The organism is Bacillus infantis NRRL B-14911, assembly GCF_000473245.1.
Lineage (GTDB): Bacteria > Bacillota > Bacilli > Bacillales > Cytobacillaceae > Bacillus_AB > Bacillus_AB infantis.
Window position 1 is genome coordinate 820166 of record NC_022524.1, and the last position, 14428, is coordinate 834593.

The 14428-nt window shown below is 39.5% G+C and carries 19 protein-coding genes; 15 read left to right on the forward strand and 4 right to left on the reverse strand.

The genetic code is table 11. From position 1 onward, the window contains the following. Positions 1 to 71 precede the first annotated feature (71 nt). The 7 genes from N288_RS04355 to N288_RS04380 all read left to right on the forward strand — a co-directional run bounded on the left by N288_RS04355 (position 72) and on the right by N288_RS04380 (position 4121). Positions 72 to 605: a dihydrofolate reductase family protein gene (locus N288_RS04355; RefSeq protein ID WP_022543440.1), complete on the forward strand. Its 534-nt coding sequence runs from the start codon at positions 72 to 74 to the stop codon at positions 603 to 605. An 81-nt stretch (positions 606 to 686) separates the two neighbouring features. Continuing rightward, positions 687 to 863 carry a hypothetical protein gene (locus N288_RS25340; RefSeq protein WP_009791949.1) on the forward strand — a complete coding sequence of 59 codons (177 nt, stop codon included), beginning with the start codon at positions 687 to 689 and terminating at the stop codon, positions 861 to 863. A gap of 48 nt (positions 864 to 911) precedes the next feature. Then, positions 912 to 1403, forward strand: a complete 492-nt coding sequence (locus tag N288_RS04360; protein ID WP_009791948.1) for a hypothetical protein — start codon at positions 912 to 914, stop codon at positions 1401 to 1403. Between the two features lie 59 nt (positions 1404 to 1462). Further along, a complete protein-coding gene (locus N288_RS04365; protein WP_009791947.1) occupies positions 1463 to 1915 on the forward strand; it encodes a DUF6843 domain-containing protein in 453 nt (150 codons plus the stop codon). A 93-nt stretch (positions 1916 to 2008) separates the two neighbouring features. Next, positions 2009 to 2374: a hypothetical protein gene (locus N288_RS04370; protein ID WP_009791946.1), complete on the forward strand. Its 366-nt coding sequence runs from the start codon at positions 2009 to 2011 to the stop codon at positions 2372 to 2374. Positions 2375 to 2558: 184 nt separating this feature from the next. Beyond that, entirely contained in the window at positions 2559 to 3365 is an 807-nt protein-coding gene (locus tag N288_RS04375) for an aldo/keto reductase (RefSeq protein ID WP_009791944.1), read from the forward strand. A 120-nt stretch (positions 3366 to 3485) separates the two neighbouring features. Beyond that, positions 3486 to 4121 carry a hypothetical protein gene (locus tag N288_RS04380; RefSeq protein ID WP_009791943.1) on the forward strand — a complete coding sequence of 212 codons (636 nt, stop codon included), beginning with the start codon at positions 3486 to 3488 and terminating at the stop codon, positions 4119 to 4121. A gap of 129 nt (positions 4122 to 4250) precedes the next feature. Here N288_RS04380 and N288_RS04385 read toward each other — a convergent pair whose 3' ends face one another. Further along, entirely contained in the window at positions 4251 to 5018 is a 768-nt protein-coding gene (locus N288_RS04385; protein WP_022543441.1) for an SDR family NAD(P)-dependent oxidoreductase, read from the reverse strand. 175 nt (positions 5019 to 5193) lie between these two features. Between N288_RS04385 and N288_RS04390 the strand changes: the two genes are divergently transcribed. The 7 genes from N288_RS04390 (at position 5194) to N288_RS04415 (ending at position 10712) form a co-directional block, all read left to right on the forward strand. Next, positions 5194 to 6447: an aminopeptidase gene (locus N288_RS04390; protein WP_009791941.1), complete on the forward strand. Its 1254-nt coding sequence runs from the start codon at positions 5194 to 5196 to the stop codon at positions 6445 to 6447. Between the two features lie 15 nt (positions 6448 to 6462). Next, positions 6463 to 6984, forward strand: coding sequence for an SMI1/KNR4 family protein (locus N288_RS04395; RefSeq protein WP_009791940.1), 522 nt, complete (start codon positions 6463 to 6465; stop codon positions 6982 to 6984). A 111-nt stretch (positions 6985 to 7095) separates the two neighbouring features. Then, positions 7096 to 7236, forward strand: coding sequence for an LPXTG cell wall anchor domain-containing protein (locus N288_RS25030; protein ID WP_009791939.1), 141 nt, complete (start codon positions 7096 to 7098; stop codon positions 7234 to 7236). Positions 7237 to 7361: 125 nt separating this feature from the next. Then, a complete protein-coding gene (locus N288_RS24240) occupies positions 7362 to 8180 on the forward strand; it encodes an SMI1/KNR4 family protein (RefSeq protein ID WP_022543443.1) in 819 nt (272 codons plus the stop codon). A 346-nt stretch (positions 8181 to 8526) separates the two neighbouring features. Next, positions 8527 to 9066, forward strand: a complete 540-nt coding sequence (locus N288_RS04405) for an RNA polymerase sigma factor (RefSeq protein WP_009791936.1) — start codon at positions 8527 to 8529, stop codon at positions 9064 to 9066. Next, positions 9056 to 9979: a stage II sporulation protein P gene (gene spoIIP / locus N288_RS04410; protein ID WP_009791935.1), complete on the forward strand. Its 924-nt coding sequence runs from the start codon at positions 9056 to 9058 to the stop codon at positions 9977 to 9979. The genes N288_RS04405 and spoIIP overlap by 11 nt, the downstream gene beginning before the upstream one ends. 295 nt (positions 9980 to 10274) lie before the next feature. Continuing rightward, on the forward strand, positions 10275 to 10712 hold the full coding sequence (locus N288_RS04415; RefSeq protein WP_022543444.1) for a DUF1801 domain-containing protein: 438 nt from the start codon (positions 10275 to 10277) through the stop codon (positions 10710 to 10712). Positions 10713 to 11005: 293 nt separating this feature from the next. Here N288_RS04415 and N288_RS04420 read toward each other — a convergent pair whose 3' ends face one another. Genes N288_RS04420 through N288_RS04430 form a run of 3 tightly spaced genes read right to left on the reverse strand, consistent with a single transcriptional unit; the run spans position 11006 to position 13411 of the window. Then, the gene (locus tag N288_RS04420) at positions 11006 to 12214 is read right to left on the reverse strand and encodes a methyl-accepting chemotaxis protein (protein ID WP_009791933.1); all 1209 of its coding nucleotides are present in this window, start codon (positions 12212 to 12214) and stop codon (positions 11006 to 11008) included. Then, positions 12211 to 12807, reverse strand: a complete 597-nt coding sequence (locus N288_RS04425; protein WP_022543445.1) for an ECF transporter S component — start codon at positions 12805 to 12807, stop codon at positions 12211 to 12213. The genes N288_RS04420 and N288_RS04425 overlap by 4 nt, the downstream gene beginning before the upstream one ends. Before the next feature lie 55 nt (positions 12808 to 12862). Continuing rightward, positions 12863 to 13411, reverse strand: a complete 549-nt coding sequence (locus N288_RS04430; protein WP_009791931.1) for a DICT sensory domain-containing protein — start codon at positions 13409 to 13411, stop codon at positions 12863 to 12865. 368 nt (positions 13412 to 13779) lie between these two features. Here N288_RS04430 and N288_RS04435 point away from each other — a divergent pair, with 368 nt between their 5' ends. After that, on the forward strand, positions 13780 to 14418 hold the full coding sequence (locus N288_RS04435; RefSeq protein ID WP_009791930.1) for an NAD(P)H-binding protein: 639 nt from the start codon (positions 13780 to 13782) through the stop codon (positions 14416 to 14418). Positions 14419 to 14428: the final 10 nt, after the last annotated feature.

Genomic DNA, 14428 nt, shown 5'->3' on the forward strand with positions numbered 1-14428 from the left:
GCAGTTTAAATCAAGTTCTTGTTGTTAAAATAAAAATGGGGCAAATTTCCCCGTAGTTAGGACGGTGTATGATGAAGAATCCGCGGAACATAGTACTCTTTATTGCTCAAAGCTTGGATGGATACATCGCAACAAAAGAAGACTCATTAGAATGGTTATTTAAAGTAGAGGGTGAAGGTGATAATGGCTACTCGGAATTTTATGAAGAAATTGACACAATCATTATGGGCAAAAGAACATATGACTGGATAATGAAACACGAAAAAGGTCAATTCCCATATAAAAATAAAGACTGTTACGTCTTTTCCAGGTCTCAATTAGAAGATACAGCTGATGTTAAGTTTGTGAACGAAGATATTGTAGATTTCGCCAATAGTCTTAAAAAAGAAGAAGGAAAAAATATTTGGGTAGTTGGCGGCGGAGAATTGTTACACACGTTTTTGAAAGAAGAATTACTCGATGAATTGTTTATCACAATTGCTCCTGCCATCATCGGAGATGGAATTCCATTATTTAAATCCGGCAATTATGAGCTGGACTTAAAACTTAAAGGGACCCGAACCTTTAACCAATTTGTTGAAATACATTACACAGTAAAAAAGTGAGCCAAGGGGACAGGTACCTTGGCTCATTTTGAGACTGGGCCACGGGACCTGTCCCCCTGGCATGTTTAAGGGGGAAAAATAATGGAAGTGAGAATGGAGTATTATGTTCTCGGGCTACTCACAATATCATTTATGTTTTTCAATATTGCTGCCTATTTCATGGGTGGTGTAAATGAGCCGTATAGAGACCTATTACTAACTATTGCCGTCGGTCATTTTGTGATGTCAAAACTGATTATAATTAAAAAGAAAGAATGAGCCACGGGACCTGTCCCCCTGGCTCATTCAAAGAAAGGAGTAGAGTAAATGAATCAAATGGGGGAGAGGTTTAAGACGGTAAAAGGCTCTGTTTTAGTAGGGATTTTCGCGAATAAGCTTGATACATACAAAGTAAATAATGACCTTGTACTTCACTCAGTTGAACCTTTACTTTACATTAGAAAAAAGAATTCTTCTGACATAAAGTATTGGAAAATTGGCTGGATGGAGGATAGCGCAGGTGATGACGTTCTATTACTTAAAGAACAGAACATCCCTGAAGCGATTAGATACGAACTAATAGATGCTCCGTATCAAAAACATATTATAATGGGTTCGAGTTTTTCAGTTCAGCCAAATTTAATATTAAATGTAAGTGGGTACGGTTTTAAGGAAAATAATAATGAAATCTTAACTTCCATTGTTTTAGAGCTTGAGGACGTGTTCATCTCTATTAATACAGGAGCCGTTATAGAAATTAAAATCACAGAAGAGGAACCGAATGATTTAGGCAGCAAAATTTTTACAACGTATCAATAAGCCAAGGGACCTGTCCCCCTGGCCTCGGTGGTTATGGCTCAGATCGGAGGTAAAGTTTATTGTTTACCAGAATTGGATTAGCTGTGTTGGGTCTAATAATCTTAGTAACAGTTTATAGGTTGATAGCCATTCAAGAGGGAGTTGACCAAACCTATTTATTACCGATGGGTTTTGAGGGATGCGTAGTTATTAATTACAATGTGAAGGGTGCAAGGCCACTAAAAATAGATAACAATGAAATTGTTTATAAGGTTCCTAAGAGTGGGGTTTTAAACACTTCTTCCCCATCTGATTTTGGCTGGGTCAATGAACAGCATTCTGGAGGATACCAATTACGTGCGTTTTATGTTGACGGCAAAGGAAATAAAATAAAAGAATTACATCAAGAAAAAATAAGGTTTGGAGCGAACGGAGCAGCTCAAGAGGAGGGAAAGCCAGAAAGACAATATTCCTATCAGATTTTTGGTTCAGAAGACATTGAAAACAAAGGTTGTCCAGCACTTGATAGATAGAAACTGCTTCTATTGCACTAATGGATGCAGACTAGTTGCCAAACCAGCTTCTAAAGAGTTACTTCATCTGTTTATTCAAAAAGGAGGCATCACATGAAATTCACAAAAATCTTATTACCTATAAGTATGTTGTGTATTTTCTCAGTGGGATGCAATAAAGGTCTTATTGACAATCCGGCTCCAAAGGACTTTCTTAGCGATGATAGTGCTGATATATTTCTTCTGGGTGGAATTGTGTATTCTAATGCCCAAGATGTTGATTGGGTTTCTGATCTGGAATATCAATTAGGTGAACAAATTGGAGAGATAACTAAAATTACAGATAAGGCCGGCAGTTTTAAAAACGGTACGGCAAATATATTACCTGTTGGAACTAAAATATATGAAACAGATACTCCAGCATATATTGCAAATGTTGATGGAGAGGAAATACCATATTTAAAACAGATTGAAGGTTAATCGTTGCTAGGCTATTGGGTGCTTAGGGTTCAGATCGCTGCCTAACCGATACTGCTGCTGAAGCTTATTCCGATCAAGGAAAACGATAGCCAGAGGAATGATGCCTTTTTTCATATTACTTTTTGAAAATTCCATAATTTGATATGATATAAGTAAAGTAATAGACAGAGGAGTGCTTAAAAATATGGAATACATAACACTTAATAATGGGCTTGAAATGCCAATAGTAGGGACAGGTACAAATACGTATGGAAAAGAAAACAACGATTATAACGGGGATTTAACAAACGAAATACCTGAACTGGCATCCGCAATTGAGCTGGGTTACCGTTCCATAGACGCAGCCATCATGTATCGAAACGAAGAGCTTGTCGGAAGTGTGTTGGCAGAAAGCAAAGTGCCTCGGGAAGAGTTTTTCATTACGACAAAAATTCCAGCCAGTGAAGAATATATTTCTTCAAAGGAAGCTACCCGGGCAGCTATTGATAATAGTCTGAAAAACTTCCAGACAGACTATCTTGACCTGCTTCTTATTCACTTTCCTATCGAGGACAAAGTACAGCTTAAAAACACTTGGGAAGTCTTTGAAGAATATTACGAAGCAGGCAAATTAAAAGCAATCGGTGTTTCTAACTTTGAAGAAAATCATCTGGATGAATTGAAAGAATTCGCTAAAGTGAAGCCGGCTGTTAATCAGATACAAATCAACTTAAAAGAACCCAACAAAAATCTCCTTGCCGTATTAAAAGACGAGGAAATTACGCCTGTTGCCTGGGGACCTATGAAAGCAGAAGCCCACCAAAAAGAAGCTTTGGATGAAATCGGTAAGATCTATCATAAATCCGGTGCACAAATCTTATTAAAATACCAAATCCAACGCGGTGTGATTGTTATCCCTAAATCTCACAACCGGGAAAATCAAGCTTCCAATCTGGAACTTTTCGATTTTGAATTGACTGCGGAGGATATAGAAAAGATAGAAAATCTATAATTGCTTAGTCCTTTATCCTGGTGATATGAATAATATTGCTTGGATTTTGATTTATTTAGAGCAATTCAGCTGCCAATCCAGGCAGCTTTGAGATGAAAGCAACCATTTATTTATTAATATATGGTGAAATTAATAAATAAGGAGGCGATTAAAATTAGACGAATACCATTTGAGCCACCAGCCGATTTTTACGATGAACGGTTAAGCAAAGTTGATGAACAAATATGTTCTTTGCTGAAACAGCGGAGGGATATTTCAAACGATAACCCAGGGTTTCCGACGGATACTTTTATCTCTAACTGGGCTATCAAGTATGATCTCTATGAAGAGTATTTGAAGGCGTTATTCGGGGGAATGAGAATATACGATTTCTTTAAACCGCGTATTGAACCGGCTGGATTCAGAAAACACCTATCGGTTTTAAAATCGGTTGAAAAAGATGATCGGATATATTCCATAACCGTTATTCGGCAGTACGAGAATGCCAGCGTTATACAGCTGCATATTGATTGGGATGAGCCGGATGATCCGCCAATCGGCCGGCATCATCATAATAGTTTTGAATTGTTTTTAGGAGAGCAATACGATTGCTGGCAGTCTCGTGGTGGTGGCTCAACAGGGCATTTTACATACAGCTTCATTGTTTCTCCGCCATTGCCTGACGATATTTCCAATACAAAGATAGTCTTTAAAGAGTATAGCGACACCTTTAAGGAAAAGCCAACAGGACTTGAAATTGTTATGAATATAGAATAACAAGCTAAATGCAGGAATGCTTAAGATTTGAATGTAAATTGGTCAGATCTTTTTTAAAAATAAAACCAAGGGGACAGGCCCCCTGGCTCTTTTCTAGACTTGCCCATGGGACCTTTCCCAGTGGCCTTCTCAATCGGAAGCCGGCCGGCGTGAAGTATAAGGATAAATAGGATCCAGCAGTTCAAATTCATAACTCTCGCTATTTACTTTTCCAACCGTTTTCTCACTATCATAAAGGTCCAGCATGAATCCGGCCATTTCCCGGGCGGTATGGTATTTTTGCACGTTGTCACGGTAGCTGAATTCATCTATTTCGCGAGCGTTTATAACAAATTCAGTTTCTGTCATAGCCGGTGCAAGCACTTTTACTTTCATGGCAGCTCCCTGATCCTGAAGTTCCTGGGCGAGTCCTTCTGTAAATGCACTCACATAAAACTTAGTAGCAGCGTACGTTACCCCGTTTGGTACCATTCTATAGCCTACATCAGAAGCCACGTTGATTAATTGGGTGCCTGCCTTTTGAGAATAATCATGTGTGTATAAAGTGGAAAGGGTTGTGAGTGCTTCAATATTGACTCTGAGCATCTTTTCAATCTTTTGTACATTCTGTTCGGCAACGGGGGCACTGTTTCCGAAACCGGCGTTATTGATCCAGGTTTCAATATCGTATTCTTTTAAACTCTCATATAATGAATGAACATTTTCGCTTTCAGATAGATCTGCCGGTAGAATTACCACATCCAGATCGGCGTTTATGCTGTGGATTTCTGCTTTTAGATTATGCAGCTGATCTTCCCGCCTTGCAGTCACAATGACATTTTTATTGCGTGAAGCAAATGCAAGCGCCGCTTCGTATCCAATTCCTGAGCTGGCACCTGTAATCACCGTATACTTCATGAGAATTCCCCCTTTAAAATATTTCACAATTCATACTTATCTTACTGTTAACATTAACCAAAAAGCAAATGAACCAAGGGGACAGGTCCCTTGGCTCTTTTTGAGCCATGGGACCTGTCCCCTTGGCTTGATTTAAAGTACAATTACACAAAGAACACCACAGAGGAGATTCTAAATGATTAAAGGAATATATGAATTCATAAGTGAAGCACAGTTAAAAAAGTATGCAGAGCTTGCTGTGAGGGCTGGTGTAAATCTGCAAAAAAATCAATTATTGATTATACATAGTGATATACAAAATGCTGTGTTTGCACGTCTGATCCAGTCGGCTGCCTACGAGGCAGGAGCTTCGAATGTATTTATAGATTGGACAGATGAACAGTCTGCCAAAGAATTTTATTTACATGCAGCGGATCATGTTATTGATCAATATCCTGATTGGCAGGCTGCCCGTTTTAAGGAGTGGGAAGATGAGGGTGCTGCTTACATCCATATTATTTCAGAAAACCTGGATGTATTTAAAGAGGTTTCTCCAGAAAGGATAAGCCGTTTCCAAAAAGCATCTCGTACTAAACTAAAGGATTATCATGCGAAAATCAGATCCCACGAGATACGCTGGTGTCTGCTGGCTGTTCCATATGTTTCCTGGGCAGCTAAAGTATTTCCGAACCTAAGTAGAGAAGAAGCCTTACAGTCATTATGGGAATTAATTTTAAAAGGATCCCGTGCAGATGGAAAAGATCCTATAAAAGATTGGGAGAGTCATAACAGAGCCTTCGAGTCCCGCAAAAAAATCCTGAACGAGAGCCAATTCAAAGCCCTCCATTTTGAAAATAGCCGTGGAACTGATTTATTAGTTGGCCTGCCTGAAAATCATCGCTACATCGGAGGCGGTGTCACAGATAAAAATGGAATACCTTTCTTTCCGAACATTCCTACAGAAGAAATATTTACAGCTCCCCATAAAAATAAGGTGAATGGCAAATTGGCCGGTACGAAACCTCTTATCTATGGGGGAAGTGTCATCGATGAATTTTATCTGATTTTTAAAGATGGAATGATTACCGACTATTACGCTGCAAAGGGACAAGAAGTGTTGCAAAATCTGATTGAAACAGACGAAGGTTCACATTATCTGGGCGAGATTGCCTTGGTCTCTAATAAATCACCTCTTGCTCAGACAGACACTCTTTTTTACAATACCTTGTTTGATGAAAATACAGCCTGTCATATTGGAATCGGAAATGCCTCTCCCTCCAATATTCAAAATGGCATTGGCCAATCTGAGGAAGAGCTGAAGGCCGCGGGTCTGAATGCCTCACTTTTGTTAGTCAATGTGACCTTTGGTACCGAAGATATGAAAGTAGTGGGCATTAAAGAAGATGGAACTGAAGTTTTGTTAATGAAGGATGGAGATTTTCAATTTTAAGGTTTCTATCACTATATGAATAAACAGGATGTAAGCAGGAGAAATAAGATCCTGGAGAGAATTAATATTCATTCAGTTTTCAAAGGTGGCAAGCAGCTGATTATGTGGAGAGATTATTTGACAAGTATTTCAAAAGAGTGTGAGTTTAAAGCACCTGCAACGGAAGCGGAGACCGCTTTAATTAAGAAGGAACTAAAAGTTGAATTGCCGGATAAGTTGGCTGAATTATACAAGGAAACAAACGGAGTTTATGGGAACTATGGAATTTCGTTTGTTTGGTCCATAGAACAGATGATTAAAGAAAATTTATTTTTTTGGACCCTTCATGAGCGAAGCGATTTTATGAAACCTCTGGATACCTTTTTATTTTTCTCTGATGCCGGAAATGGAGACTTATTTGGCTATTCAATAGCAGATGGAAGGGTTCAGACAGAGCATATTTATGTCTGGAACCATGAAGATGACAGTCGTTGGAGAGTAGCTTCATCTCTAGAGGAGTTTATCAGAGGATGGATGATTGGGGAGATATCTGTATGAATTTTCCTATGGAGTGTCTTTAATTCATCCAGTCTGCTTTTAAAATGGGCAGACAAATCAATCATCAACATACTTGATTAGAATTTTACAATAGACTTCAGGAGGGCACAAATGCAGCTTGGAAGTGATGATTATCAGTTTGAAGACAGTTATTTTGCTGTTGTACATCCAGTTACTTATGTCGTGATAGGCATTTTTGTATTAGTAAGTGTAGCTGCTATTATTGTCTTAAAAAAAAGAAAAAATAGATAATAATAGTCTATGGTCAACTTCCAAAAGGCAACTTACTTATAACGCTAAAGGGCACGTTAGACTCTAAATAAATAATGCCTTTAATAAAAATGCCATGAGTATTAGTAATTCTAGGAGTGTTGAAATTGCAGTTATGGGATGATGAATTAGATGATAATTACTTGGGTGAACTTCATGAAGAAACACTTCAAAAAGTTCAGCGGGAACTACAGGTCGATTTGCCTGAATCATATATAAATTTAATGAAGAAAAGAAATGGATTTTATTTGGCCAAGAAATACTATCCTACAACTGTCCCTAATAGCTGGGCAAATAATTCAGTATATGTTAACGAGTTATACGGAATAGGTGAAAAATCCGGGATAATCGACAGTATTTATTTGCGCCAAGAATGGGGGATACGAAGTAAAAAGTTAATCATTATTTCAGCAGAACCTCCTGCCTTTATTTGCTTGGATTATAGACGCAGAAAAAATCCAATTGTTACATTTGTAGATATTGAAGCAAACCAAGAGATAATATTAGCGAAGAACTTTGAAGAATTCATAAATGGCCTTGTTGAAGAAATTAAGGAACTAGAAGTGGAACCTTGTGAAGATACTTTGCTGACCCCACAACAGATAGAGGATTATTACTCGAAAATTGATCATGTAATACTAAAAGGAAAGCCAGCTGAGGTAGACAGGGTTTTTGTGAAAATCCTTTCGACAAATAATGAATTAATTAGATATATGATTGAAAAAATGAGATATCATGAAAAGCCTAAAGTGCAATTTTATTTAATGACATTCTTATCTGAATGTGCGGAAGGAAACAATCAAGGAATCGTAGATGACGACTATCTTCTGGAAGTTTTGAATGAAATTTCTAATAGTAAAAATCAAGATGCTAAAGGCTTAGCCCTTTATAGTTTAAACAAATTTAATAAAAGATTTGGCATTTAAAGTATCATTTCTGGAAACTGATATTTTACATTAAAATTTGTTGCGTTTTGTTCCTGTGCCCAGAAGAAGGAAATATAATGATGAAAATATGTGTTTGTAAGCTCAGTACTGCTTGGGTCCAAGATCAGCTTCCTTTTAAGGGGGGCTTTTTTAATGCAGGAAACGTGGCAGGATTTTTTAATAAGCAGTACTCGAAAAAGAAGCGTTAATCCAATAGGACTAACGCTTTTTTTGCAGTATTCTATAACGTATAAAAAGGAGCAGGTATCCTTTGTTTAAAAATAATTGTAACCTTTCTTGCAGCTCAAACGATTAATACTTGAAGACTAAACAAGGGGGGAACCATTTGGCCGGCAATGAAAGGTTAGGGGAGAGAATCGATCAGATCTACAAGAGCCATTATTTGGATGTATATCGTTTTCTTATTTGCTTTACTGGTAACCAGAATGATGCCGAGGACTTAACTCAAGAAGTTTTTTTACGCATCCTGAATAACTTGACCAGAGGCAAAAATATTGACCATCAAAGAACTTGGATTTTCTCCATTGCAAAGCATGTTGCCATTGACAGTTATAGAAAAAGGAGATTTTCTTCCCTTTTTACCGACGGCTTCTTTAAACATATTATCTCGGCTGAAAAAGAACCCGGAGAATTAATTGAGGAAAATGAAATGAAAAGGATTGTTCATGGTGCTATATCTGAACTGAAACCCAAGTATAGGACTGTAGTGATTCTAAGAGGCATAAATGAATTTTCAATCAGGGAAACATCCGAGATCCTTCAATGCAGCGAGTCAAAGGTCAAAGTAGATTATCACAGGGCTTTAAAAATACTTAGAATGAAGCTTGAGTGGGATATAGAGGAGGTCATCGGGAATGCAAACTGATAAAGACTTGTTCGACTTAATAAAGGAAACATACCCAATCAACCCAAGAGAGGAGTTTGTCTTAGATACAGCTGATAAACTCAGAAAATCGGCCAGGCAGATAAACAGAAGAAACAGGCTCAAACAATTTACGGTTGCCTCAGCCAGTATTGCGCTGTGTACATTGGCTCTCTCATGGTTCTTCCTTTATGATGGAAAAGATACCTTATATAACACATTTTCCACTCCTCAAAATGAACATTCAGCTTCAACAGCAGCTATAAAAAACCAGGATCCTTTAGTATACATCTACCATTCACACAATCAAGAATCTTTTATGTCAGAAACTTCAACTAATCACTCAGATGATTTGTTTCACGAGGAAAGAAATATTTCATTGGTTGGTGAGCGACTTAGTCAAGCACTAAAAAATTATGGCATTCATTCTATTCACGATAGCACGGATATTAAGGCGGAATTAGAAGAAAAAAGACTCTCGTATAGCGACGCATATAAAGTTTCCAGAGTACCACTCGAGAATGCCTTATCACATAATAAAAAGCTGAAAATGGTCCTTGATATACACAGGAATTCATTAAAGAGAAACCAGTCAACGATTAGCATAGATGGAAAGGACTATCCGAGAATTTCATTTATTGTATCGAAATCCAGTGCTGAATACGAAGTGAATTTTAAATTTGCACAACTGCTGCATGAATATACTGAGGAAAGATACCCCAACTTATCCAGGGGAGTCTTTACTAAGGATACCCCTTCTCAAAATTCTTATAATCAAGATCTGTTTGGTAACTCTGTGCAGTTAGAAGTTGGAGGGAAGGAAAATACTTTGGAGGAAGAGTATCGAACTGTTGATGTCCTTTCAGAAGTCATCAGTGAGATCCTTACCGACTGGAACGAACAAGAAAAGGAGTAAACCGATCGTGTTATTTAGTTGAGTTGTTTATATTAAAAGTCTGCTGCTGAAACTTGGCAGCTTTTCTTTTTTAATGCCGCTGCCAAATTTGCAGCTATTCTAGTAGGACTAAGGGAGTTTAGTTTCAGAAGGATTAATTTTTTGAATACCGAATATATAAATGAAGATAGAGGCCCGGCATAAAGTAAAGCTCCTTTTATAGAAAACTTAACCGGACATGTTTTACATTTCCGGAACAACAGATATTGGTAGATCGGCCCTTTCTTAAACAATGACCTATACAAGGAGTGGAACAATGAGAAATAATCCTAAAAGTAAATTGTCCGGTGATCAGCAAGTGTTTGAATTTATGAAACAGCTTGAGCATCCTCTTAAGGAAGAGATAGAAGAAGTGCGCAGAATCATTTTAAGTTCTGATGAGAGATTCACAGAGCATATAAAATGGAATGCGCCGAGTTTTTGCATCGAAAATGATGATCGGATAACCTTCAATCTGAAAGGGAATGCATTTTTTCGCCTTGTGTTTCATTGTGGTGCAAAAGTGAAACCTAAAGCTGCCCAGCCTCTATTTGAAGACCATACCGGATTATTAGAATGGCAGACGAATGATAGAGCTGTGGTGAAGTTTTTTAATGAGAATGATGTAAAAGATAAAGAAGAAAAACTTAGAGTGGTGATAGGGAAATGGATCGGCACAACAAGTTCTAAGGTGATTTCCGATACTGAAGATTGAACTAGATACCTAACGGAGCAGAAAGTCTAAATTAAAAACGCGGGTGGGGGGAATAAGAATCAGTGCTTAGCCACGTTAAAATTTTTTGAAGCTCTTGGGCCTGTGAGGGTTTAAACGATTACCTAGGGTTTAATGTGTTCCTGCTGCAGTAAGTTAAAAAGGTGCCTTGCCCCACTGGAGAAAAACACCTCTTTTTGTTTCCTAAGGGAGAGCCTGTTTCCGCTGTCCCTATTGAGCGGGGAATCTTAACCATCTTTCCCTGAAGGCCAGTCTCCGTCTCAACGTTTCAAAGATTACTCAGCAAGCTTCATCTCATTTCTCTTTTTCATTTCACCAGGCCGGATCCATACTACATTTCCTTGGTGCTCTGTTTGTTCTTTTAAGTGATCCTGGATTTTCCGGATATGCTCTCCCATGGTCATGACAGTCATGTCGAGCTCTATCAGGTGTGCCTGCTGCTCCATCGTCAGTTCAGATGAGCCCATGGTTTTTTGGCTTAAGTTTTCTGTGATTCCCAATACTTCCTGCATCATTTCAATCAGACGCTGATTCTCGGCTTCCACCTCAGTTGAGTCGCGTTTGATTTCGTGTGATTGCAGTGAAAGTGTATTGATGCTTGAAATCACGCCATCAAAGATGTCGATCATCTGCAGGCTCTTATCTTTTCCTTCTTCTAATACCGACACATTCGCACTATACGATTTTTCTTGTTCTTCAATATTTCTGTTCACGTCGGTTACGATGGTGTTAATCGTTTCTGCACTCTCTTTGACCTGAACGGACAGCTTGCGGATTTCAGAAGCAACAACTCCGAATCCAGCCCCATTTGAGCCTGCACGGGCAGCTTCAATAGAGGCGTTCAATGCAAGGAGATTTGTCTGGTTGGAGATATAATCGATAGCTCCGAGAGCCTTTGTGACTGCTTTCATTTTCTCAAGGAGCGTCTGGTTATAATCACCGAACTGCTTTGTGAGAGAGATGATTTTTGTGAAAACAATGCTGAAATCGTCGACCTTCAGCTTCCCCTCGTTGGACAGCAGCGTTACATCTGAGGTAGTGGAGTTCGTTACTTCAATAATGGCATCCAGGTTTTGTATCATCCCATTCATTTTTCCTAATTGATCCCCAAAGTACGAAATCAGCTCATGCTGCTTTTGAATATCCTGTACCATATCCATAAGCTGGCCGCCAACCATTTCAGAAGAAGCACTTACCTGTGTGTTCATTGAAACTAAGTGCCCGCTGTGTGCTTCGAGATGGCGCAATTCCTGCAGCGACTCCTCGATTGAGGTCTGAGCTGATGAATTCTTCTCAGCAACCTCCTCATTTTGATCATTCTCCTGTTTCAGCATCCTGGCACAGCCGATGAAGAGGGCTGCCGTAATGACCAGGGTTCCGATAAGAGAAAGTATGAATGAGTCTACGTAATAGTGGAGTGCCGACAGCAGCACAGAAGCCAGGAGGACGGAAGCTGCCATCACAAGATTCTTCTTGTTTTTCATACAGCCAGACTCCTTTTCTGTAAAATACGCTCCAGCCTGAAAGCGAACGGCAGGCCGATTGAATAGACTACAAATATCTTAATTAGATTAAAGGGGATGATAATGAGCAGAACAGCTGATTCAAAATCTTTCACAAGCGGGTTCGCATCGGTGAAAGATGTCAGATACTGATCCATATTCAGTCCGAGCAGGTTCATGATCGCCGGCAATATAAAGTAATAGTTAAGCAGGTACATAGCCGCGAGAAATATACTGATCGAAAGGGTAAAGCTGACCCAGCTCAATTTTTTCTGATAGTGATAAAAAGCGCCTATCATTCCCACAATGAGCGCGCCAGAGCAGAAGTTGGCAATCTGGTTCACCGGCAGTCCCACATAGCTTCCGTGAGTTATATACTCAATGACATTTTTCAGGAATTGAACAAGGATTCCGGCAGCAGGCCCCATTGTAATGGCACCGATTAAGGCAGGAATATCGCTGACATCAAGTGTTAAGAAAACAGGGAAAAAAGGAAGCGGGATTTTAAATAAGTATAAAATAAGGCTAAGTGCTGTTAAAATGCCAATCGAGGCCATTTTCTGAATACGTGACATATGTAAAATCTCCTTTATTCATGATAAAAGGGCAGCCCTAGGGCTACCCTTGGCATTAACCGATAAGTGAGAATCCTATATGTGGTGTTAACAGTTTTGTTGCATGAGCAATTACTTGCGGGTTTGAAGTCTTAACTCCTTTAAACTTGCGCCCTTCTTCCACCTCATGTACGCCGAAGCCCTCCATGTCATAGGCAACCATCATGGATTTGAATACAGGGCTGTCAATAATGAGGAACCATTCGCGCATCAGTTCACTATTCTTTGGAAGCTCAATATAATGAATGCCATCACTTGGATCCATGGCTGCATCATTTTCTCCAAAGATATGAACGTTAGAGTACTCGGCCATAGCCTGGAAACGGTCCAGCACGTTCTTCGTGCGCGAGAACTTTTGAAAGCCTGCATAAACGTTCCCTTGAAGCTTCTTCGTTAGGACGATGTTCTCCATCATTAAGCACATATACTCCAGCTGCGGGACTTTAGTCTCGTATTTTAAAGACTGTGCATTCAACTGGCTTAAGGGAGCATTGTCGAGCTTTTGAGTCTCCCCCTCAACCTGGCCAAAACATTCTCTAAACAATGACAGCTTCTTTAATTCCATGAAAAATCTCCTCCTGTAAGTGGTTGTTAGGTCTTAGGGACCGAGAAAAAAGAACTAGTTCAAAGGTAAAAAAAGTAGTCCGCTACAGCGTGGACTATGCTGGGGTATGGATGAAAAGTATGTATTACTTCTTTCGCTAATTCTTTACCTTACTAAACTCCCTACCTCCTTTACCACGTTAAAACTAATTTAAACACAGTAATATAAAAATTTAAAATCTGAATGTTCTATGAGTCAAGGGGACAGGTCCCTTGGCTCTTTTTCAAAACTGGGCCATGGGGTCTGTCCCCCTGGCACAAATCCTTTTTGGTTTTCTCTGGAAATAGTGTGGTAAATAATAAAGATTAACTAAAGCGGGGAGGCATTCTATGAGAGTCCTTGTGATTGGAACGGAAGACTTGACGGGGGAGCATGTAATCAAGCAGCTGTCGGACAAGCAGCATGAGGCGGTGGCATTGGTTGGGACAAAGAGTAAGGTGGATGAAATGGGAAGGCTGGGGGCAGCGGATGTTTTTGTGCAGGAAAATGATGGTTATGCCAAGGCCTTTTCAGCTTGTGATGCGGTCATTTATGTGGGCGATGCCAGTGCGCGGACGGGTGAAAGCAAGCCGATTCTGATTGACCATCAGTCGGTTATTGATTCGGTGCACGCGGCAAGGGACCAGGGAGTTAAGCGCTTTCTGCTGATGAGTGCGATGCGTGCGAATGAGACGGACAAAGGCGGTTCAGGAACAGACGGGGCGAAGGATCAGCCTGAGGAGCTTTTAAGAAATGCAGAATTAACTTATACCATATTACGGACAGGCAAGCCTGTAGACAAGCCGGGAAAAGGGAAGATTGAAGCAGCACTTTCTCTTAAAAGTAAGGAAAGTGAAATTCCGAAAGAGGATATCGCGACTGTACTGGTCGAGGCACTTGAACTGGAGGAGGCTTATAACAGAACCATTGAAGTGTCTTCAGGAGAAATGCCGATCCGCGAGGCATTGCAGCAGATAAGCTCTGACTGATACTTAACTA

Bases quoted from the DNA above. Each gene is read 5' to 3' on its own strand.
- N288_RS25340 (WP_009791949.1), top strand. From the start codon at position 687: ATGGAAGTGAGAATGGAGTATTATGTTCTCGGGCTACTCACAATATCA.
- N288_RS04395 (WP_009791940.1), top strand. From the start codon at position 6,463: ATGAATAAACAGGATGTAAGCAGGAGAAATAAGATCCTGGAGAGAATT.
- N288_RS04390 (WP_009791941.1), top strand. From the start codon at position 5,194: ATGATTAAAGGAATATATGAATTCATAAGTGAAGCACAGTTAAAAAAG.
- N288_RS25030 (WP_009791939.1), top strand. From the start codon at position 7,096: ATGCAGCTTGGAAGTGATGATTATCAGTTTGAAGACAGTTATTTTGCT.
- N288_RS04375 (WP_009791944.1), top strand. From the start codon at position 2,559: ATGGAATACATAACACTTAATAATGGGCTTGAAATGCCAATAGTAGGG.
- N288_RS04370 (WP_009791946.1), top strand. From the start codon at position 2,009: ATGAAATTCACAAAAATCTTATTACCTATAAGTATGTTGTGTATTTTC.
- spoIIP (WP_009791935.1), top strand. From the start codon at position 9,056: ATGCAAACTGATAAAGACTTGTTCGACTTAATAAAGGAAACATACCCA.
- N288_RS04430 (WP_009791931.1), bottom strand. From the start codon at position 13,411: ATGGAATTAAAGAAGCTGTCATTGTTTAGAGAATGTTTTGGCCAGGTT.
- N288_RS04425 (WP_022543445.1), bottom strand. From the start codon at position 12,807: ATGTCACGTATTCAGAAAATGGCCTCGATTGGCATTTTAACAGCACTT.
- N288_RS04415 (WP_022543444.1), top strand. From the start codon at position 10,275: ATGAGAAATAATCCTAAAAGTAAATTGTCCGGTGATCAGCAAGTGTTT.
- N288_RS04385 (WP_022543441.1), bottom strand. From the start codon at position 5,018: ATGAAGTATACGGTGATTACAGGTGCCAGCTCAGGAATTGGATACGAA.
- N288_RS04360 (WP_009791948.1), top strand. From the start codon at position 912: ATGAATCAAATGGGGGAGAGGTTTAAGACGGTAAAAGGCTCTGTTTTA.
- N288_RS04380 (WP_009791943.1), top strand. From the start codon at position 3,486: ATGGTGAAATTAATAAATAAGGAGGCGATTAAAATTAGACGAATACCA.
- N288_RS04420 (WP_009791933.1), bottom strand. From the start codon at position 12,214: ATGAAAAACAAGAAGAATCTTGTGATGGCAGCTTCCGTCCTCCTGGCT.
- N288_RS04435 (WP_009791930.1), top strand. From the start codon at position 13,780: ATGAGAGTCCTTGTGATTGGAACGGAAGACTTGACGGGGGAGCATGTA.
- N288_RS04355 (WP_022543440.1), top strand. From the start codon at position 72: ATGAAGAATCCGCGGAACATAGTACTCTTTATTGCTCAAAGCTTGGAT.